Below are 19,098 nucleotides of genomic sequence, written 5' to 3'. Positions count from 1 at the left end.
GGGAATTTCTGAGCCAGATAATCAGGATGTTCATGAAACATTTGCTGCGTAAATCCTAAGTTAAAAACCAGCAATTTTGTGAAATATTCCCCTTTATTATGACTAAGCAAAAACTTCGCATTGCACTGTTTACAGGGTTGTACGCTCCTTTCTTAACTGGTGTTTCTGTTGCAGTTCATCAACGAGTTCGTTGGTTGCTAGAGCAGGGACATGAGGTTTTTCTAATCCATCCGCAAATCAACGATCGCTACCCTAAAAATGTTGGCGATCGCCCTATGCCAGGTTTAGAAGAAATTCAATCTTTTCCTAATTTCTCTGCTTACGCGTTCCCTACAGAACCACTGGTATTTTACAAGTCTCTTCCTCAACCGTTGAATTATCGACATTGGAGCGATACCAAGTTGCTGGAGAAATTTCAGCCCGATATTATCGTGGTTGAAGAAGCAGCCCAAATGAGAGGTTTATACTCATTTTTCTTGCAAGGTTATGGTCGCCCAATCGGCACTCAATACGCAAAACGAACAGGCACGCCAATAATATCACTCTTCCATACAGATATCGTTGCGTATATCAAATATTACTTTGGAGACAGGTTCTTCAATTTGGTTCGTCCCATCGTTCCCCTTTTAGTCAAGCAGTTTAGTGAGTCTTATGACTTCAATTACTTCTCTTCTAAAGAACAACTGACTAAATACGAAGAACTGAAATGCCAACGCGCTGAATACGTCGCTTATCAAGGTATCGATTGCGAAAAATTTCATCCGCGAAACATTTGTTACAACCCAATTCCTAACGATAACCGACCAACTTTGTTGTTTGTCGGACGCATCACACCGGAAAAGAATGTCAATCAATTGCTTGATATCTTTCCAGTCATAGCTGCTAAAATTCCTGATGTCCATCTGGTAATTGTTGGTAGTGGCCCGCTAGATCAAGAGATCCGCGAGCGTGCTAAAAAGTTTGGATCGAGTATTACTGTATGGGGCGAGTCTCACGGTACAGAACTTCTCGGTTGGTTTGCTAGAGCGGATGTTTTTGTCAATCCCTCCGTCACCGAGAACTTCTGCACGACAAATAACGAAGCATTAGCGTCTGGAACTCCTTTGGTTGCTGTTGTTGCACCGTCAACTTCAGAACAGGTATTTCCTGGTCGTAACGGCTTCCTTGCCCAACCTAACAACCCTACAGACTTCGCCCAAAAGGTAATTGCGATTCTGGAAAATCCCGATTTGAAAGCAGATATGACTAGACACGCTCGCCCCTCTATACTCGAATTTGATTGGTCGGCGTGTATGCAGAAATTTGAACACAAACTTTACCAAATCGTTGAAGGAGCGCAGAAGGTGGAGGTCGGTACAGGCAGTATAAGACCATAACAATCACAAACAGATCGCTAGTATTTACAGTACTAGTAGTTCGCCACGTTCACTTGGCGGGGTAAAGGGTAAGGGGGAAGGGGGAAAGGTGTTAAATCCCTTACCCTTTCCCCAGACCTCACAAGCGCATTTTTGGGTTGGCAGACTACTAGCGATCGCTAATTAGTGACTTTCAGTTTGACTTAGGCTGTTAGTTAAAGGATGCGATTGCATATCCTGAGTAGTACAATATTTGTTAAAAATTCTGTAAAATTATCATAAATTTTCAGTGAAATTACTGTGATAACTTTTAGCTAATATGTTATTTGCTGTATTATCTTAATGCCATACTACGGTTAAAAAAGTAATTTTTATGACATACGTACAAAAGTTATCAGTGTCTATGCTTGGAGCAGCTTTAATTGCCTTGGGCACAGGGCAAATGGCGCAAGCAGTACTATTAGTTGAATCAGAGTCAGCGGTGGTAAATCTTAATGCTAAGGAAGTGTTATTTACTACAGATTTTAATAGAGTGCCGGACTTTTTAACAGTTGATGAATTTGATAGACAAGCCGACTCTTTTCAATACTTTATTGATAAAGATGAGGAATTACCTATTTTTGGAACATCCCCTGCTTATAGTAACCTTGAGTCAATTATTCGCGGAGAAGAAATTCACATTGCAGGTGACGTTCGGATACGTGATGTCTTTTCAGTTGGCCCATCGGAACCAAATTCGGGAGGGTGGGGTAAGATTCGGGGTTCAGTACCATATAGCCTTGATGGCACTGTGTTGAAATTTTCAGCACCTCTGCAATTTATTGGTGATTCAGACGGTTTGTTTAGCTATCGCTTAGAGTTGTACGAGTTTGGTGCCTGGAATGGTATTACAAACGAAAATAAGGCTACTATTGCCAGTGTTCCCGAACCTAATTTTGCATTGGGTGCATTAACTTTTGCAGCTTTAAGTGTAGGTTTACGGCAAAAACGTAAAGACTGGACTTTAGACTAGAGAAGAGCGATCGTTATGGGTGGCTAGGCAGTAGCAGTGGAAAAAAAGAAAGGTGGTGCATACCAATGGGGGCAATTTGTGATAATTCATGATACTCATTGGCACGATTAAGAATTTGGAGGGGCAATTGACTGACATCGTAGTTGGCTTAGACTTGGGTACAGGAGGAGTACGAGCGATCGCAGTTGATTTGCAAGGACAAATTATCGCTCAGTCAACCAGAAGCTATCCTCTATTAACTCCACAACCCGGTTGGACGGAACAGAACTCATCGGATTGGGTGGAAGCCAGTTTGGATGCTCTGTTCGATGTCACTCAACAGCTAAACGGATATCGACCGATTGCCCTCGGTTTGTCTGGACAAATGCATGGCATGGTTCCTCTCGATGTGGAGGGCAAAGCAATCAGACCTGCAATTTTGTGGAATGACCAGCGCACGGGTAAAGCTGTTGCTGAGATTGAAGCCGCTATTCCCCGTCAGGAGTCGATCCAGCGCACTGGAAATCCGGCAATTACAGGATTTCAACTGCCGAAGCTCCTATGGTTGCGGACTGAAGAACCACAAGCATACACTCGGCTGTGGCAGATTCTTTTACCAAAAGATTATCTGGGATATGTGCTAACTGGCGAAGCAGTAACAGAACCGTCTGATGCCTCTGGTATTGGCTGTCTGAATTTGGCGAATCGGCAATGGGATACAGATATTCTCGATGCTCTCGATATCAGCCCCGCGTTATTCCCTCCAGTCATTGAATCTACCGCGATCGCTGGACGACTCAAATCAGAAATAGCCGCGCGCGTGGGATTACCTGTGGGATTACCCATAGTCGCAGGCGGAGGTGATAATGCCGCAGCCGCCATCGGTTTGGGCATCTCATCAAGCAACCTGAACCGAGGTAGTTTGAGTATTGGCACATCGGGAGTTATTTTTGCACCGTGCGATCGCCCAATTCCCGATCCTGAAGGTCGGGTACATTTATTCTGTCATGTGGATGGTGGTTATCATCTGCTGGGAGTGACGCTAGCAGCTGGTGGTTCTCTGCGTTGGTATCGAGATACATTTGTCCCGCATATACCCTACACCGCTTTAATGGATATGGCAGAGCGATCGCAGCCTGGGGCGCGTGGTGTTCTATTTCTGGCCCACCTTGCAGGAGAACGAAGTCCCCACCTCGATCCAGATACTCGTGGTGCTTTCGTGAATTTGTCATTAGCTCATACACCAGCAGATATAATTCGTGCTGTGCTGGAAGGGGTTGCATTTAGCTTGCGGTCAGCATTAGAAGTTATTAGTGCGATCGCTCCCCTCGATCAACTCTTAGCAACAGGTGGAGGCGCACGTTCTCACATCTGGTTACAAATTTTGGCAGATGTTTTGCAAACCAAACTCATTGCTCCCAAAGCTGAAGAAGGAGCTGCTTACGGAGCAGCTATTTTGGCAATGGTGGGGATTGGTGTTTATCCGAATTTAGCAGCTGCACTCAAGATTTTACCGCATGATAGTAATGTAGTAGAGCCACAGGCAAATCCTTTGTATGAAGCAGGGTTTAACCGCTACAAGCTACTTTACGATACCTTGAAAGCTATTCGTTGAGCGTTAAAGTACAGCAGTTTTCTTTTGCATGAGGTACAAAGTCACTGGTTTTGAGGCAGAAGGCAGGAGGCAGGAGGAAGAAGAATAGACCTCTTGGCATTTGTGCTTTTTGCAAGAGGGGGAAAAGGGTAAAGGTTAAAGGGGAAAGGGACAATACAGCAATACGGTTCAGATAAGCCCAAAACCCTCATGTAGAGACGCGATTTATCGCGTCTTAAAGACCAATTACCTACACCAATAACCCTTAACTGAACCGTATTGGACAATACAGAACCTTTTCCCTTTCCCCTTTTCCCGATTTATGCAAGAAGTCTAATAATTTGATTTGTGAATGCTTGGTTCTGTACCTCATTCAGTTGCAAAGTGCTGTATCTTAAAGTTACCCTGAATTACTGAAGATTTACAGAAGAAGAAATAATCTGCATTATATCACTCAGTCGTAGCGACCTCGAAGAGGGATAAGTAAGCCGACGCAAATATTTGTAGCTGTGATAGAGCAAGAGGCAGGAGTCAGGAAAAAAGAAAGTTATAGCCTAATTTATCTTGATTTACTTAGTTTAGTTTTATTGTGCCGTTACTAATTTTTAAGGTCTGGTAAATGCTTTTTTCAGCTTATCTACTTTGTATAACAATTAGACTGTTAGGGCATGTTTTCTAACTACTGGTTTAGCCTTGTAACTTTTTAGCTCCTCCTCAATTACCTTCAAAAGATGCGATTTAGGGACTTCCAGTGAAAAAACATCCCATCGTATGGACACGCAGATGTGTATTAGTGTCAATTTCTGCGTATCCTCTGTGGTAGACTGCGGCAAGTACGCTATTAGACTTCTTGGCATTTGTCGGGAAAAGGGAAAGGGGGAAGGGGAAAAAGTTCTGTATTGTCCCCTTCCCCTTTAACCTTTACCCTTTTCCCCCTCTTGCAAAAAGCACAAATGCCAAGAGGTTTATTGTGTAACTCGTGCGTAAGTCCGTCCTAATATCTATCTGAGGAAGCTCGACAAGCTTGGATAGCTCCAGACTTAAAGCACATTTAGTTAAAGTGTTTTTATCTATACAGTAATAATCAAAGTATGTCTTTTGATGTATTCTTTTGATTTTGCCACCTATCCTATCCCCCTGGATGGGATAATAAGTTACTAGTAGGGAAAAAGTGCAAACTATTCCCTAACTCCAAATCTCTCTGCACTTTGGTTATATTGAGGAACTCATTGTGGTTGCCACGCCGGAAAAAGTACAACACACTCACGAGCATCTATCAGGTAAAGACCGTGTAGCCGTATTGCTCATGGGCTACGGCGAAGTCGAAAGCTACGAAGATTTCGCCAACTATAACGAACAGGCTTTAAATCTACTGACAGCAAAATTTGCACCAGTACCAACCTGGATTTATCCGCCTCTGGCAAAGCTTTTGGCGCTATTTGACCGTCACGAGTGGGGACACACACACCACGATTTTATTTCCCCACACAACGCCATCTTTGAACAGCAGCGGGCTGGGATTGAGAAGAATTTACAAGAAAAATGGGGCGATAAGGTTCAAGTTTTCAAGGCATTTAACTTCTGTGCCCCTTTTCTACCCAATCAAGTCTTGGCAGAAATCAAAAACCAAGGCTTTGAGAAGCTGCTAATTTACCCACTGCTGGTTGTTGATTCTATCTTTACTAGTGGGATTGCGATCGAGCAAGTTAACAATGCTCTAGTTGAGTTGACTGACGGTGAAGAACACTGGGTTAAAGCACAGCGTTACATTCCTTCTTTCTTCAACGAACCAGCTTATATCGATTTGATGGCTCATCTGGTTGAGGAGAAAATTGCTGAGTTAGCTGGAGCTTATCTCCCTTCTCAAATCGGTATTGTGCTAATGAATCACGGCTGTCCCCATAAAGCTAAAGGCTTTACTTCTGGGATTGCCGAAAGTGAAGCAATGTACGACTTGGTTCGGGAAAAGTTGATTAACCGCTATCCGTTAATCTCCGTGGGTTGGCTCAATCATGACACGCCCTTAATTGATTGGACGCAGCCAAATGCAGAGCAAGCTGCTAATAACCTGATTCAATTGGGTGCGAAAGTAGTGATCTTTATGCCAATTGGCTTTGCCACAGAAAACCACGAAACTCTATTGGATGTACACCATATCATCCATGCTTTAGAGAAACAGCATCCTGGCACGAACTACGTGCAAATGGCTTGCGTCAACGATCGCCCAGAATTCTTAGCAATGGTGGCGCAATGGGCTGATACTCATATAGCAGAGTTGTTATCACAACAAAGTGTGGCAGTGAATCCTCAACTCGCAGGGGATCACCATCATCACCACCACCATCATTAAGTTTTGAGTTTACGAGGGTGGGCAAAGCTAGACCCACCCTACAATTAATTTACGCCCCGCAGCTTGCGAGTGTTATCAACTAAACTTTGAGCAAATTGATCGAATCTTTGAGAGAGCTTTTCATCTACTAGTTTGCCTTCAGGACTGAATGCACCCCAAGCTTGTCCGATCGCAATTTGTTCGGGAATCACCCAACCGTGTACCCAACGGATAATTAGCCGTAGGTCATTTAGGGCGTTGCTATTAGACTGACCACCCAAGACACTAATCAATCCCGTCACTTTATCAGACAGTTGGTCAAAACTCATCAAATCTAAGGCATTTTTCAGGACACCACTAACGCCACCATGATACTCAGGTGTCGCTAAAATTAACCCATCAGCCTGACTAACTGTTTCTTGCAACCGCTGAACATCTGGATATTCTGGATACTCCTTTGCGCCAGTGCAAAATGGTAGCTGCAACTGCCGTAAATCGAGAATTTCTACCTCTGCACCTACAGCTTCAACCCTTTGCGCTGCGACTTCTAAAGCAAGCTGGGTATAAGAGTTGGGTCTTAAACTACCACCAATGCCAATAATTTTCACCATAATTAACCCACAAACTATTAACTAGCTACTATCGTCAGATTTCTTAAAAAGCGGAATCGTTATGACTATGTTTATCTTAGCGATTTGTGCCGGAATGTGTCAAATTAATCTCTACTGGAGATTGGAGAAGCAGAGGAGCAGCACTTCCGCTCATTTCGGCTACGCTCAATGACCAACGCTCTGTTACCGAGGAGAAGTAGCAGTAATACCAATTTGAAAAATGATTGCGACAGATGGAAAACTGAAACACTTATCCAATGGATGTTTCACAATCCAAAATCTAAAATCTAAAATCCAAAATGGTATAAGTCTTTCCCCTCTGCCCCTTTGCCTCTTGTGCCCAATCCCCAGTCTTAACAGCCGCATACTAGATAACCCTCGCTCAACTTTATGTAATAGCCTGAAGAAACTTGGGAATGCTTTTGTGAGGAAGTTAGACTAGATAAGAAAAGTGTAATTTCCAGTTATTACAATTTTTGATAGAAGAATAGGCATAAAACCAGCGCTTAACTTGTGCCAGCAGACAAAGGGTAATTATTATGACAAATTCGGGAAAAAAAGCATTGATAAAAAGGCAGTCCTCAAAGCGCGTTGCTTGGGTTGGTGCAATTGCTGCTAGTTTGATTATGTTGCCAGGAATTTTCGGAAGTACTCCTGTCATGGCACAAAAGGCAGAAACCGCCTCGCTAAATTATGGCGACTTGATCAAGAAAGTGAAGGCGGGAGAAGTCGAGAAAGTAGAGTTAGACGAAACAGAACAGCTAGCAAAAGTTTATCTCAAGGGGCAAAAAGATAATACACCACCGCAACAGGTGAGACTTTTAGCGCAAAACACTGAGTTAATCAACATTCTCAAAGATAAGAATGTTGATTTTGGCGAAGTTTCTTCTGCGAACAGTCGAGCTGCTGTTGGGTTGTTGATCAACTTGATGTGGATTTTGCCACTAGTAGCTTTAATGCTATTGTTCCTCCGGCGCTCTACTAATGCTTCTAGCCAAGCGATGAATTTCGGCAAATCCAAAGCTCGCTTCCAAATGGAGGCAAAAACTGGAGTGAAATTTGAAGATGTCGCTGGGGTCGAAGAAGCTAAAGAAGAACTCGAAGAAGTTGTGACTTTCCTGAAACAGCCAGAAAGATTTACTGCTGTAGGCGCACGGATTCCCAAAGGAGTGCTGTTAATTGGCCCTCCTGGTACTGGTAAAACTTTATTAGCAAAAGCGATCGCAGGTGAAGCTGGTGTACCATTCTTCAGTATTTCCGGTTCAGAATTTGTAGAAATGTTCGTAGGTGTGGGTGCTTCTCGCGTGCGCGACCTTTTCAAGAAAGCCAAAGATAATGCCCCTTGTCTAATATTTATCGATGAAATTGACGCAGTAGGTAGACAACGGGGTGCTGGTATCGGTGGCGGTAACGACGAGCGCGAACAAACCCTCAACCAACTGCTCACCGAAATGGATGGTTTTGAAGGTAACACAGGCATCATTATTATTGCTGCCACAAACCGCCCAGATGTTTTAGATACAGCGTTACTCAGACCGGGACGCTTTGACAGACAAGTGATGGTCGATCCACCCGATCTCAAAGGGCGACTGGAAATTTTGAAAGTCCACGCGCGGAATAAGAAAATCGATCCTAGCGTATCATTAGAAGCGATCGCTCGCCGCACTCCTGGTTTTACTGGTGCAGATTTAGCTAACTTACTCAACGAAGCCGCTATTCTCACAGCTAGAAGACGTAAAGAAGCCGTCACTCTTTTAGAAATTGATGCTGCTGTAGACCGAGTTGTTGCAGGTATGGAAGGTACCGCCTTAGTAGACAGCAAGAGCAAGCGCTTGATTGCCTATCATGAAGTTGGACACGCTTTAGTAGGCACATTGCTCAAAGACCACGACCCTGTGCAAAAAGTTACATTGATTCCACGGGGACAAGCACTAGGATTAACTTGGTTTACTCCTAACGAAGAACAGGGGTTAATTTCTCGTTCCCAACTCAAATCCAGGATTACTGCTACTTTGGGTGGTCGCGCCGCCGAGGAAATCGTTTTTGGGAAGCCAGAAGTGACCACAGGTGCAAGCAATGACCTGCAACACGTGACAGGGATGGCGCGGCAGATGGTGACACGCTTCGGAATGTCAGAATTAGGCCCATTGTCCCTGGAAAATCAGAGTGGAGAGGTATTTTTAGGACGTGACTGGATGAATAAATCAGACTATTCTGAGGAAATTGCTGCCAAAATTGATTCACAAGTGCGCGAAATTGTTAGTAATTCTTACATTAAGGCCAAAGAAATGTTGGAAGAAAACCGCGTAGTTTTAGAGCGTTTAGTAGATTTGCTAGCAGAACAAGAAACAATTGAAGGTGATGTATTCCGCAAAATTGTTACCGATCATGTTCAGGTAGCCGATGAACAATTGGCTGTACCTCATTAAATATAAGAGTGAAATAAATGTAAAGGGGTAACAGTGTTACCTCTCTACAAGGGTTATGGATAACGTATCTTTAATTTCACCAGATGTCTATTCAGGAATAGGCAAAAGCTAATAGTCTATCAACTTTAGACTACTGAAAATCCAAAGGTTAAGATTCCCAACTTCTGAAAAAAGTTGGGAATTTTTTTGTGAAAAAAAATTACAATACTACCTCAGCCTTCCCAGAAAGTAGCACACATAAAGTCTTGTCACTGTAAAGCTTAAGCTATTGTATTATATATACCCAAATCATGTACTACAAGTAAACATAAACATCATGAAATATAGATTTTGGGCAAGTTATCTGCTTGCTGCTTTAGCATTTCTGCCCTTTGAGCCTGTAAGCATTACTCAGGTTTTGGCAACATCAGTTTACCAACTAGCACAAGCAAAATCTGCTTACACCCAATATATGCAGCTTGGTTATAATGAAACCAAACGGAGAAACTATAGAAAAGCTTTATTGAATTTTCAGCAAGCAGAGCGGCTACGTCCTGGAGATAGATATGCTACTGCTGCAATTAGAAATGTTACAAGCTACATTCAACGCGGTAGAAATCGTATCGCCTTTGTTCCAGGTAGACCTGGTAGGGTAAGGTCAGCAGGAACGCGGGGAAGTTGCTTTCAAACTGGACAATATCTTATTCCCTTGACACCAACAGATAAGGAAGCTCAACGTACCACATCAGAGCGTCCCACATTCTTTTTCTATCTTCCTCAAACCTCGACAACAGTGCAAGCACTAGAATTTGTTTTGCGGGATGGTGATAGCATTGACCCATTATATAAGGGAACTTTCAAACCTATTGGGCAGAATGGTATTGTTAGTGTAAATGTACCTGTCGATCAGCCATCTCTACAAATCGGTAAAGAGTACAATTGGACTTTTTCGATGATTTGCGATTCTAATAACCGCGATAAAGACTCTTATGTAGAAGGTACAATTGTGCGATCGCAAGATGAAAACCTATCTCTTCAGCTAAACCAACCAAACACAGACTTAGATCGCGCAGTTTTATTTGCCACAGCCGGATTTTGGGAAGATGCTCTGAGAACTTTAGCTAATTTACGCCGCCAGCGTCCGAACGATCCTGAAGTTCAGAAGTATTGGGAAGATTTATTGAGTTCAGTAGACATTAAAGAAGTTGTAAACAAGCCTTTATTGCCCTGTTGTACTGCTCAAAAATAAATTAACAATTACTTGAATAAGAATTTAGAAGCGGAGCCGGAGACGCTCTGCCTCCGGTCAGAATCAATGAGCCAGAGATTCAGATCCCTGGAATTGAGTGGGGTATTTCACCGTTTATTGAGACGCGACGCTCGAATACTCGCTATCGCGGATTCAATACCGCGATGTTATCCGCTAGTCACAACTCCAATTCAATTCTAAATTCTGCCTCCTAGCTCCTGAATTCTTTTAAAAATAATCAAAGCACTAGATGATACATATATACTAAAATTTACTATGGAATTGCTTGTTGTTACAAAGTATTCAACATAGAGCATTGAGAACGCAGTTGCTATGATCAAACGCCTGCTTGTAGTAGAATCCCCCGGAAAAGTCAAAAAACTCAGTCAAATTCTGGGTTCGGATTGGAAAGTTCTAGCTAGTTGTGGCCATATCCGAGAACTCAGTAATGAAGGAGACGATTCTTTGGGCTTCGTCATGGACGGCAGTAATGTTCGGTGCAATTACGTTCCGCGTGACCAACGAGCGAAAGAAACAATCCAGAAGCTCAAGTCTGCGGTTCGGCAGGTTGATGAAGTTGTCTTAGCAACTGACCCAGACCGGGAAGGCGAAACAATAGCTTGGCATCTCAAAGAAACACTGGGTTTAAGGGAACCGAAACGGGTAATTTATACTGAGATTACAGCATCGGCAGTACAGAGTGCGATCGCTAATCCCAGAAAGCTAGACCAAAATTTAATCGGTGCTGGGCTGTGCCGAGATTGCCTAGATAAGTTGGTGGGTTATAAAGGTAGTCCTTTAGTTTGGGCATTGAATAACGGCGCTAAGAGTGTTGGCAGAGTCCAAAGCGCGACGTTGCACTTGATTTGTCAGCGAGAAAACGAAATTCTGGCGTTTGTCCCCCAAGATTACTGGAGTGTCTGGGTAGATTATGCGGAAGGATTTCGGGCTTTTTACAAAGGGACGGTCGATTCTGCAAAAGATGCAGCAGACCAAGAAACTGAAACTCACGATGACGCAAAGGTTGGTAATAGTCCAGAAACACCGGAGTCTAAGCGCGTTCTTTCCGAAGCAGAGGCAACACGTTTAGTTGAAGAAGCACAGCGCCATCCTCATCAAGTGATTCATTTTGAAGGAAAAATCGTTAACCGCCAGCCACCTCCACCATTTACAACTTCCAGCCTTCAGCAAGCAGCCGGTTCAAAGCTGAGGTTTGCTCCCGACAAAACTATGGTTGTTGCCCAAAAGCTCTATGAGGCAGGGCTGATCACATATATGCGAACAGACTCAGTAATGCTGAGTCCAGAATTTTGTGCCAGTGCCCGTAAATGGTTGGAGCAAAACGATCCGCCGAATGTACCGCCGCAAGTCGCCAAGCATCGCAGTAGCAAATCGGCTCAAGAAGCACATGAAGCGATTCGTCCAACAGATGTGTTTCGTCCCTCAGTTCAGTTGCGTTTAGAACTTCCTGATGATGAGTTTAATCTGTATGTGATGATTTGGAAACGGTCAATTGCCTCTCAGTGTCGTGCTGCCCAATTGCGTAAAACTTTGGTGATTACTCAGTCTGGTTCCCTACTGTGGTCAGCCAGAGGGCAAGTAATTGAATTTTACGGTTATGCTCGGTACTGGAACAATCTCAGCAAGGATAGTGTTTTACCTTCGTTACAACAGGGACAAGCATTGAAACTAGAGAATGCTGGACATGAAAAGAAGCAGACGCAGCCACCACCGCGTTATAGCGAACCAAAATTAGTGCAATTGATGGAACGTAAAGGAATTGGTCGCCCAAGTACCTATGCTCCTACTGTTGCTACCTTAAAAAAACGAAATTATGTTGAGTTGAAAAAAGACCATCTGCAACCGACAGCGTTAGGGTTAGAAGTTGATGCATTTTTGCTCAAAGCACTGCCTGATTTATTAGAGGCAGAATTCACAGCGAAAATGGAAGATGCCCTTGATGCCATTTCCGAAGGAAAGAATTCTTGGCAGCATTATTTAACTAGTTGGAATCAGAATTACTTTATACCAGCGCTTTCCAAAGCTAAAACTGTAGTTGCAAGTTCCCCAACAGGTAAAGCTAATGTGATAAGCGATCGCAAATATGAAACTTCCAAGACGCGATGCCCTGAATGCAAAAATTTTCTCGCCAAAATTCCGAGTACTAAAGTTAAAAAGAAATATTTCCTCAAATGCACAAAAGGCTGTGAAAATGTCGTCCTATTTTGGAGCGACTTTAATAAAACTTGGCAGCCACCACAAACTAAAGTAGTCCAAGCTGATAATCAACAAAAGCCTCCCGTGAAGATGACGGCATATCCCTGCCCGGTATGTAAGAAACCTCTAGAGGAGTACAGTTATATAAAAAATGGGGAGAGTAAGACAATGTTGCGATGTTCTAACGCACAATCCCGTAAGGATACCAAACATAAAGATGTAGCTTATTTCAATACGTCAAAAGGGTGGTGGAGTCCTAAGTTTGGGGAATTAAATTGTTAGGTTCTACCATTGATATTTTTACCGTCAATAATGACAACAAATCATTTAATTTTGTAAGTCATAAGGTGTGTTACTGCGAGACAAGGGGTTTGCTTCTTCCTTAGTCAGCATAAATACTTGACAAACAAGCACTCAAAGTATTTAAAATCATCAAGAATTAATTACAAATTAATTAGTCCTAACTTTTATCGTTATAAACCTTGCTACGATGTCCAACTTCTACAACATTCACTACTAGAATATCATCGAAAATATCGTATATAACTCGATACTCACCTAGTCTAATCCTATAAGCATTTTCTTTACCTTTTAGCTTTTTTACACCGTTTGGACGGGGTTCTATGGCTAAATCATCAATTCTAAGTTGTATGCGTTCTTGAAGTTCTGGCGATAATTTTTTAAGTTGTTTTAATGCTACCTTTAATATTTCAACTTTATAACTCACGCAACTTCCTTTTTTATTTCTCGTTTTAGTTCTTTTTTAGCTTCCTCCCATGACACTGAGCCATCAATATCAGCAGATTTTTTTGCAAGCTCATAGGCTTTTAAATCTTCCTCTTCCTCTTCCTCTTCGATTTTTTGAAGTAATGCGTAAATCTCATCTAGAGTACTATCATAAGCTTGGTTTAGTAGTACGTTGATATCTTTAATTAATTGTTCGCGTTCGTGTGCTGATTTCATTTTTAATTATCCGAGGATGATTTTACTTTTTTTGCCATCATCTCTAGTTTCGCCTAAAGTCCGATCGGTTTTCAAGGATTTGACGAGCGATCGCTAAAATCTAAAAAGTGACCAATACTTTACAAAAATTGTATATTCAGAAATCCGGTCGAGGATGAGTGGCTGTGAAATTAACTTTGTGTATATATTTATCAACACGGTTGATTTACCTTAGCCGCAAGTTCTGCAATGTTCATCTGCTCGTATTGTTCAAAGGGTTGATGAATCCAGGGGTTGTCAGGCAGATAATCAACATAATAATTGGGTGCTATAACTGAACAAGCTTTATACCAAAGAACGGCAGTGCGAATTTCCTCAATGGGAAAATCAATATTTTGCTTGAGCCAAGGTATAGTCTGTTGGAGTGTGATCCCAGAATCTACTAAGTCATCCACTAGGAGAATGCGCGAACCTAACTTTTCGGCAGTCATTGTCAAGTGGCGGGAGAAAATTAAATTACTTCTTTCTTGCTTGCCAGTGCCACTGTAAGATGAGGTTGCTAAAATTGCCAGTGGTTGCTGGTATATACGGGAAAGAATATCTCCAACTCGTAGTCCTCCTCTGGCAAGACAGATAATCTGGTTAAATTCCCAACCGCACTCATAAATCTGAATAGCCAGTTGTTCAATTTTTTGGTGATAATCTGACCAAGAAACATAAAGGTCTGGCATAAGTCTAACGGGAGTGGTAGATGGCTGTATTGAAGGCAATGTCTACGACGGGCTATTATTTGGCGTCGCAGATTTTTTATTTTAGTATGAGTGCAAAGTTTTATGAATGATTTTACAGCTGATGGCGGTGCCAAACGAGATATTCTCAGTGAAAAACTCGACTTAAAAACAAAGCTGGCTTACGGTGCAGGAGATTTAGGGCCAGCAATCACCGCAAATATCTCCGTCTTTTATCTGCTAATTTTCTTTACCAATGTTGCTGGTATCCCTGCGGGTTTAGCTGGCAGCATTTTGATGATTGGCAAAATCTGGGATGGCGTAAACGATCCGCTTGTCGGGTTCCTGACTGATAAAACAAAATCTCGTCGTTGGGGGCGTCGTCTTCCTTGGATGTTTTATGGAGCAATTCCCTTTGGAATTTTCTTCTTCTTGCAGTGGATTGTACCGCGATTTAGTGCAAATCAGAGTGAGAATATTTGGCCGCTGTTCTGGTATTACGTAGCGATTGGGATTCTATCTCAGTCCTTTTACACGGTTGTGAATTTGCCTTATACGGCGATGACTCCAGAACTAACTCAAGATTACGACGAACGCACCAGTCTTAACAGCTATCGGTTCACATTTTCTATTGGTGGTAGCATTCTGTCATTAATTTTAACGAAAATTGTTTTTGACAATATTCACAATGCCCAACAGGGATATCTCGTTTTAGCAGCAGTTTGTACGGTGATTTCCACTTTAGGATTATACTGGTGCGTTTTTGGAGTTCGCGATCGCATCCTGGCTTTTGAGGCCAAACGCATCCAAGCTGAGGAACCTGCATCTCTTCCCTTCTTGGAACAGCTAAAAATTGTCTTTAGCAACAGACCTTTTCTATTTGTTGTTGGTATATATCTTTTTTCTTGGCTAGGTGTGCAGATTACAGCTAGCATTATTCCCTATTTTGTAGTCTATTGTATGGGTCTAAAATTTGAAGATGTACCCACAGTGCTGATTGCAGTGCAAGTAACTGCTTTGTTGATGCTATTTGTCTGGGGGGCGCTGAGTAAAAAAGTTGGGAAAAAAATTGTTTATTTTCTGGGAATGAGTTTGTGGATTATAGCAGCAGCCGGACTATTTTTCTTACAGCCTGGTCAAATAGTTTTGATGTATGTGATGGCTGTGATGGCAGGTATTGGTGTATCCACAGCTTATCTAATTCCCTGGTCAATGATTCCAGATGTAATTGAATTAGATGAACTGCAAACCGGACAACGCAGAGAAGGTATTTTTTATGGCTTCATGGTTTTGTTACAAAAATTTGGTTTAGCTTTCGGGTTGTTTTTGGTGTCAAATGCTTTGCAAGTATCTGGTTTCAAAGAATCTGTAGCCGGAAGTCCACTACCCATCCAACCGGAATCAGCACTGTTTGCTATTCGCGTTGCCGTTGGCCCCATACCGACAGTTTGTTTGATTTTCGGCTTAGTTTTAACGTATTTTTACCCAATTACCCGCGAAATGCACGCTGAAATTATGCTGAAACTCAAAGAACGGCAAGAGAAGAGGGGGAGTTAAAGGCAATACTATATCGGGTTTTGGGGAAAAGGAAAGAAAAAAACCTTTAACCTTTACCCTTTAACCTTTTCCCCAAACCCAATTCCGAGTTAAAAATGTACAAAGCGAGTGATATTAGGCATAATTGTTTCTTGAAGATTTACGCCGCTGAGGTTAGCTCCCCGAATGTCGGCTCCTCTGAGGTTAGTTCCTCTAAGATTAGCTCCTGCCAAATTCGCGTCTCTAAGGTTAGTCCAACTCAAGTCAGCTTGACTCAAATCAGCTTCACTTAGGTTAGCCCGCAACAAGTATGCACCACTTAGGTGAGCCTTAGTCAGATTAGCTTTGTACAGGTCAGCTTTGTAAAGATAAGCTCCTAAAACTTCTGCTTCGTACAAACTCGCCTCGCTGAGGTCAGCCGCAATCAAGTTAGCTTCAATGAGGTTGGCAAAAGAGAGGTTAGCCCGCATCAACTTTGCTGCACCTAAATCGGCATCTCTCAAGTTAGCGCCTTTTAAGTCAGTACCAATTAGATTAGCAGATGCGATCGCAGCACCTCTAAGATCCACCTGACTCAAGTCAGCTCCAATCAAATTGGCATAACTCAAATCTGCCTGCGTAAGTATAGCGCCACTCAAGTTAGCAACACTGAAGTTAGCCGCACTCAGGTTAGCTTCATTCAGGAAGGCTTTATGGAGGTTGGCACTACTGAGGTCAGCACTACTGAGGTTTGCCCGCACAAGTAAAGCATTACCCAAATCGACTTTTCTCAAGTTTACCCCTTGGAGGTATGCACCTCTGAGGTTATCGCCATGCAGATTCGCGGCGCTCAGGTCTGGTTCAATCTGGGGATTTTTCTTTCTCCACTCAATCCATTTAACTGCACCTGCTTTGAGTAAAGTTAGATGCTCTCGATTTGCCATTTTCTCTCCTTTACTCCTGACGCCCACCCAGAGAATTTACCCGACCAGCGACACTTTCAATAGCCGTTAATGCTCCCGCTGCTCCTGCTAGGATATCCTGTTCTTGTCCACCTAAGTAAAGCCGTCCAAAACTACCTACAGCTTGAACTTCTAGAATATTAATCCTCGCTGCTTTCTCCGCTTCATTGGCAGCCAGTGCGGCGTAAGCAGCAGGCTCCACTTCTAATACATACAGTGTTTGACCTGCTAGTAGTAGCTGTCCCCGGCGCGTGCGATTAATCAGTTGTGTTTGATAAGCATCGATGTTGCGGATAATCTGACTAGAAATAACACGCGGTTTGAGACATTCCTCTCTTTTGACTCCCAGGAACGCCAAAATTGCTTGACCAGCAGCTCTGGTTTCGCCTTGGGAGCTAGAATGAACTTCCAATAGTCCGTATAGTCGTTCAACTACCTGTACTCCCGGACGGACAGAGGCAGATTTCAGAGCTATATCCGTAATCTTATTAATTTCGATACCAGGAGATATTTCAATCCACAGTGATGTATCTCCTGGTAATGGTAAGAAGCCTTGGGCTACTGTTCCCATATATGCTGCATGTTGAGGTTGCAGGCTGTCGAGAAATACGAAACTGCGTAATTCTATGCCCAAGATTTTGCTCTCCAGTGGTGAGGGTAAAAGTTATCTATATGCAAGATATAAGTGCCTAACTTGACAATATAGGGTATAAAAGAGCGCAAAATCCGTTAAACGGATCTACACCCGTGTGTCAAATAGCAATTATAGAAGCTAATGCTTATTTAAAAGACCATTGTCGTCTTGGGATAAAATCTACTTCGATCGGACGACATAATTTTTGTTTAACACGGCTGCTTTGTAAACATCTTGACTCTTTTACATTACCCCAGTTTTACCCCAAATATTTCCCCAACATCTCCCAACCGGAACCGCAAGTATTAGATCCCAATAAATATGGCTCTTTCTAACTCAAGTTGTTTTTCCTAAAGTATTTTCATCCCTATCCTCCCAATCAGTTAAATAAGCAGATACAAAGCGCTTAGACACCTTGCCGTGGTTTAAGATTTCGGCGCGATCGCCACTGTTCACGCGGAAGGGCGATCGCTATTTTTCTGGTTTATCTATCAGGTACTCGGCAAGTCCCCTTCAGGTAAGACATTATCGATGCTGAGTACCCACGGTATACCTTTGTCAATTGGAGAACTGACAGTAATTTTAGCTCTGTTAGCAAACTGTTTTAAGCGATCGGCAAATTGGGGAACAGTTTTCATGATATTGCGATAACTTTCCATGTTATTACAAATCAGGATCAAGGTCAAAACGCCACTATTGATTTGGAAATACCAATGACAACTCGATAACAAAATCCGTGTCATGCGATCGCACGCTAAAAAAAAGCTTTTTTTCGTTGCTTCTTCAAGCTGTCGAAATAGTATTTCACTCAGCTTGATTGTTTGAGGTGAAGGCAAATCATCTGGATGTAGGTATGGTTGATTCATAAGGTTTTGGCAAGCTTCAAAAGTAACGAAGCTGCGGTGAAGATTGGTACTTTTGATTTTTTGCAGATTGAATATTGCAGAAAAATCAGGTTTACTAGGTTATTGTTCTTGAGTAACAATCCACAGCAAGTCTAACCATAACTGGGGATAAGTTTGCTTGAGATTTGAAAGGCGATCGCGCATCAAGATCAAGTTATTGGCATTCAAGCAAACAACTTCAACTAGCCCTAAGTATTCTGCTACTTCTTTGAGTAGGTTTTTTTGTTCTACTACAGCACTCATTAGTTTGTCAGGGCAATAAATACCAATGTATTTTGTATGGCGGATGCATGTTTTTATATTCACTCTTGTTAAATGAGGATGAGGATTGATTATCTTCACATAACATTGGTTTAACAGTTTCCATACCTGTGGGTGAGTGTGTTCAATAATTACGTTAAATTGCTGGGCTAAGTCTTCTTCGGTAATCATTACTCTCTCCATTGCTTTGTTGCCATCTGTTGCATACTTTGGTAAATACCTAATTGATTGTGCAAAAACTTCATACAGCAATTATTTGCTGATGCTATGTGCATATTCACTTTAGTCAAATAGGTAATTTTTCGTCAGGGCAAAATTTACCCCTAAAAGCGAAATTGGTTAGTATGTTTTCTACTGTTTGTGTTACTCGTCTATCAAGCATCAAAGCTGAAACTAA

16 protein-coding genes are annotated in these 19,098 nt (G+C 42.4%); 8 read left to right on the top strand and 8 right to left on the bottom strand.

The window, feature by feature from the left end:
• Positions 1-98: 98 nt before the first annotated feature.
• The 4 genes from V7K45_RS16185 (at position 99) to V7K45_RS16170 (ending at position 6,290) form a co-directional block, all read left to right on the top strand.
• Positions 99-1,376: a glycosyltransferase gene (locus tag V7K45_RS16185; protein ID WP_335005110.1), complete on the top strand. Its 1,278-nt coding sequence runs from the start codon at positions 99-101 to the stop codon at positions 1,374-1,376.
• A 352-nt stretch (positions 1,377-1,728) separates the two neighbouring features.
• The gene (locus V7K45_RS16180; protein WP_335005108.1) at positions 1,729-2,367 is read left to right on the top strand and encodes a hypothetical protein; all 639 of its coding nucleotides are present in this window, start codon (positions 1,729-1,731) and stop codon (positions 2,365-2,367) included.
• Between the two features lie 127 nt (positions 2,368-2,494).
• Positions 2,495-3,961 carry a xylulokinase gene (gene xylB, locus V7K45_RS16175; protein WP_335005106.1) on the top strand — a complete coding sequence of 489 codons (1,467 nt, stop codon included), beginning with the start codon at positions 2,495-2,497 and terminating at the stop codon, positions 3,959-3,961.
• A 1,210-nt stretch (positions 3,962-5,171) separates the two neighbouring features.
• Positions 5,172-6,290, top strand: coding sequence for a ferrochelatase (locus tag V7K45_RS16170; protein WP_335005104.1), 1,119 nt, complete (start codon positions 5,172-5,174; stop codon positions 6,288-6,290).
• A 44-nt stretch (positions 6,291-6,334) separates the two neighbouring features.
• Here V7K45_RS16170 and V7K45_RS16165 read toward each other — a convergent pair whose 3' ends face one another.
• Complete coding sequence (locus V7K45_RS16165; RefSeq protein WP_322693178.1) at positions 6,335-6,880, bottom strand: NADPH-dependent FMN reductase; 546 nt, start codon at positions 6,878-6,880, stop codon at positions 6,335-6,337.
• Between the two features lie 539 nt (positions 6,881-7,419).
• Here V7K45_RS16165 and ftsH point away from each other — a divergent pair.
• The 3 genes from ftsH to topA all read left to right on the top strand — a co-directional run bounded on the left by ftsH (position 7,420) and on the right by topA (position 13,036).
• The gene (ftsH, locus tag V7K45_RS16160; RefSeq protein WP_335005100.1) at positions 7,420-9,309 is read left to right on the top strand and encodes an ATP-dependent zinc metalloprotease FtsH; all 1,890 of its coding nucleotides are present in this window, start codon (positions 7,420-7,422) and stop codon (positions 9,307-9,309) included.
• Between the two features lie 316 nt (positions 9,310-9,625).
• On the top strand, positions 9,626-10,537 hold the full coding sequence (locus V7K45_RS16155; RefSeq protein ID WP_335005098.1) for a DUF928 domain-containing protein: 912 nt from the start codon (positions 9,626-9,628) through the stop codon (positions 10,535-10,537).
• Between the two features lie 333 nt (positions 10,538-10,870).
• Positions 10,871-13,036 (top strand): type I DNA topoisomerase, encoded by a 2,166-nt coding sequence (gene topA / locus V7K45_RS16150; RefSeq protein ID WP_335005096.1) that lies wholly within the window; start codon positions 10,871-10,873, stop codon positions 13,034-13,036.
• Positions 13,037-13,214: 178 nt separating this feature from the next.
• Here the strand turns inward: topA and V7K45_RS16145 are convergent, their stop codons facing one another.
• The 3 genes from V7K45_RS16145 to V7K45_RS16135 form a co-directional block, all read right to left on the bottom strand.
• Positions 13,215-13,481, bottom strand: coding sequence for a type II toxin-antitoxin system RelE family toxin (locus V7K45_RS16145; RefSeq protein ID WP_335005094.1), 267 nt, complete (start codon positions 13,479-13,481; stop codon positions 13,215-13,217).
• A complete protein-coding gene (locus V7K45_RS16140) occupies positions 13,478-13,717 on the bottom strand; it encodes a hypothetical protein (RefSeq protein WP_335005092.1) in 240 nt (79 codons plus the stop codon). The genes V7K45_RS16145 and V7K45_RS16140 overlap by 4 nt, the downstream gene beginning before the upstream one ends.
• A 191-nt stretch (positions 13,718-13,908) precedes the next feature.
• On the bottom strand, positions 13,909-14,427 hold the full coding sequence (locus tag V7K45_RS16135) for a phosphoribosyltransferase (protein WP_335005089.1): 519 nt from the start codon (positions 14,425-14,427) through the stop codon (positions 13,909-13,911).
• Positions 14,428-14,529: 102 nt separating this feature from the next.
• On the opposite strand from V7K45_RS16135, the gene V7K45_RS16130 reads away from it, so the two are divergent.
• Positions 14,530-15,981 (top strand): MFS transporter, encoded by a 1,452-nt coding sequence (locus tag V7K45_RS16130; RefSeq protein WP_335005087.1) that lies wholly within the window; start codon positions 14,530-14,532, stop codon positions 15,979-15,981.
• 89 nt (positions 15,982-16,070) lie between these two features.
• Here V7K45_RS16130 and V7K45_RS16125 read toward each other — a convergent pair whose 3' ends face one another.
• From V7K45_RS16125 to V7K45_RS16110, 4 genes are all read right to left on the bottom strand, one after another.
• Positions 16,071-16,883 carry a pentapeptide repeat-containing protein gene (locus tag V7K45_RS16125; protein ID WP_335005085.1) on the bottom strand — a complete coding sequence of 271 codons (813 nt, stop codon included), beginning with the start codon at positions 16,881-16,883 and terminating at the stop codon, positions 16,071-16,073.
• Positions 16,884-16,893: 10 nt separating this feature from the next.
• Positions 16,894-17,535 carry a hypothetical protein gene (locus V7K45_RS16120; protein ID WP_335005082.1) on the bottom strand — a complete coding sequence of 214 codons (642 nt, stop codon included), beginning with the start codon at positions 17,533-17,535 and terminating at the stop codon, positions 16,894-16,896.
• A gap of 491 nt (positions 17,536-18,026) precedes the next feature.
• Positions 18,027-18,401 (bottom strand): hypothetical protein, encoded by a 375-nt coding sequence (locus tag V7K45_RS16115; protein ID WP_335005080.1) that lies wholly within the window; start codon positions 18,399-18,401, stop codon positions 18,027-18,029.
• 99 nt (positions 18,402-18,500) lie between these two features.
• Positions 18,501-18,872 (bottom strand): hypothetical protein, encoded by a 372-nt coding sequence (locus V7K45_RS16110; RefSeq protein WP_335005078.1) that lies wholly within the window; start codon positions 18,870-18,872, stop codon positions 18,501-18,503.
• Between the last annotated feature and the right edge of the window lie 226 nt (positions 18,873-19,098).

This window comes from Nostoc sp. (assembly GCF_036917375.1).
Classification (GTDB): domain Bacteria; phylum Cyanobacteriota; class Cyanobacteriia; order Cyanobacteriales; family Nostocaceae; genus Nostoc.
The sequence above is the reverse complement of the archived record's forward strand: the minus strand, read 5'-3'. Positions and strand labels throughout refer to the sequence as shown.

What these genes read in the sequence shown, in the direction of transcription:
- topA (WP_335005096.1), top strand. Translation starts at nt 10,871, where the DNA reads ATGATCAAACGCCTGCTTGTAGTAGAATCCCCCGGAAAAGTCAAAAAA.
- V7K45_RS16130 (WP_335005087.1), top strand. Translation starts at nt 14,530, where the DNA reads ATGAATGATTTTACAGCTGATGGCGGTGCCAAACGAGATATTCTCAGT.
- V7K45_RS16165 (WP_322693178.1), bottom strand. Translation starts at nt 6,880, where the DNA reads ATGGTGAAAATTATTGGCATTGGTGGTAGTTTAAGACCCAACTCTTAT.
- V7K45_RS16180 (WP_335005108.1), top strand. Translation starts at nt 1,729, where the DNA reads ATGACATACGTACAAAAGTTATCAGTGTCTATGCTTGGAGCAGCTTTA.
- V7K45_RS16135 (WP_335005089.1), bottom strand. Translation starts at nt 14,427, where the DNA reads ATGCCAGACCTTTATGTTTCTTGGTCAGATTATCACCAAAAAATTGAA.
- V7K45_RS16115 (WP_335005080.1), bottom strand. Translation starts at nt 18,401, where the DNA reads ATGAATCAACCATACCTACATCCAGATGATTTGCCTTCACCTCAAACA.
- V7K45_RS16140 (WP_335005092.1), bottom strand. Translation starts at nt 13,717, where the DNA reads ATGAAATCAGCACACGAACGCGAACAATTAATTAAAGATATCAACGTA.
- V7K45_RS16125 (WP_335005085.1), bottom strand. Translation starts at nt 16,883, where the DNA reads ATGGCAAATCGAGAGCATCTAACTTTACTCAAAGCAGGTGCAGTTAAA.
- V7K45_RS16185 (WP_335005110.1), top strand. Translation starts at nt 99, where the DNA reads ATGACTAAGCAAAAACTTCGCATTGCACTGTTTACAGGGTTGTACGCT.
- V7K45_RS16110 (WP_335005078.1), bottom strand. Translation starts at nt 18,872, where the DNA reads ATGATTACCGAAGAAGACTTAGCCCAGCAATTTAACGTAATTATTGAA.
- V7K45_RS16155 (WP_335005098.1), top strand. Translation starts at nt 9,626, where the DNA reads ATGAAATATAGATTTTGGGCAAGTTATCTGCTTGCTGCTTTAGCATTT.
- ftsH (WP_335005100.1), top strand. Translation starts at nt 7,420, where the DNA reads ATGACAAATTCGGGAAAAAAAGCATTGATAAAAAGGCAGTCCTCAAAG.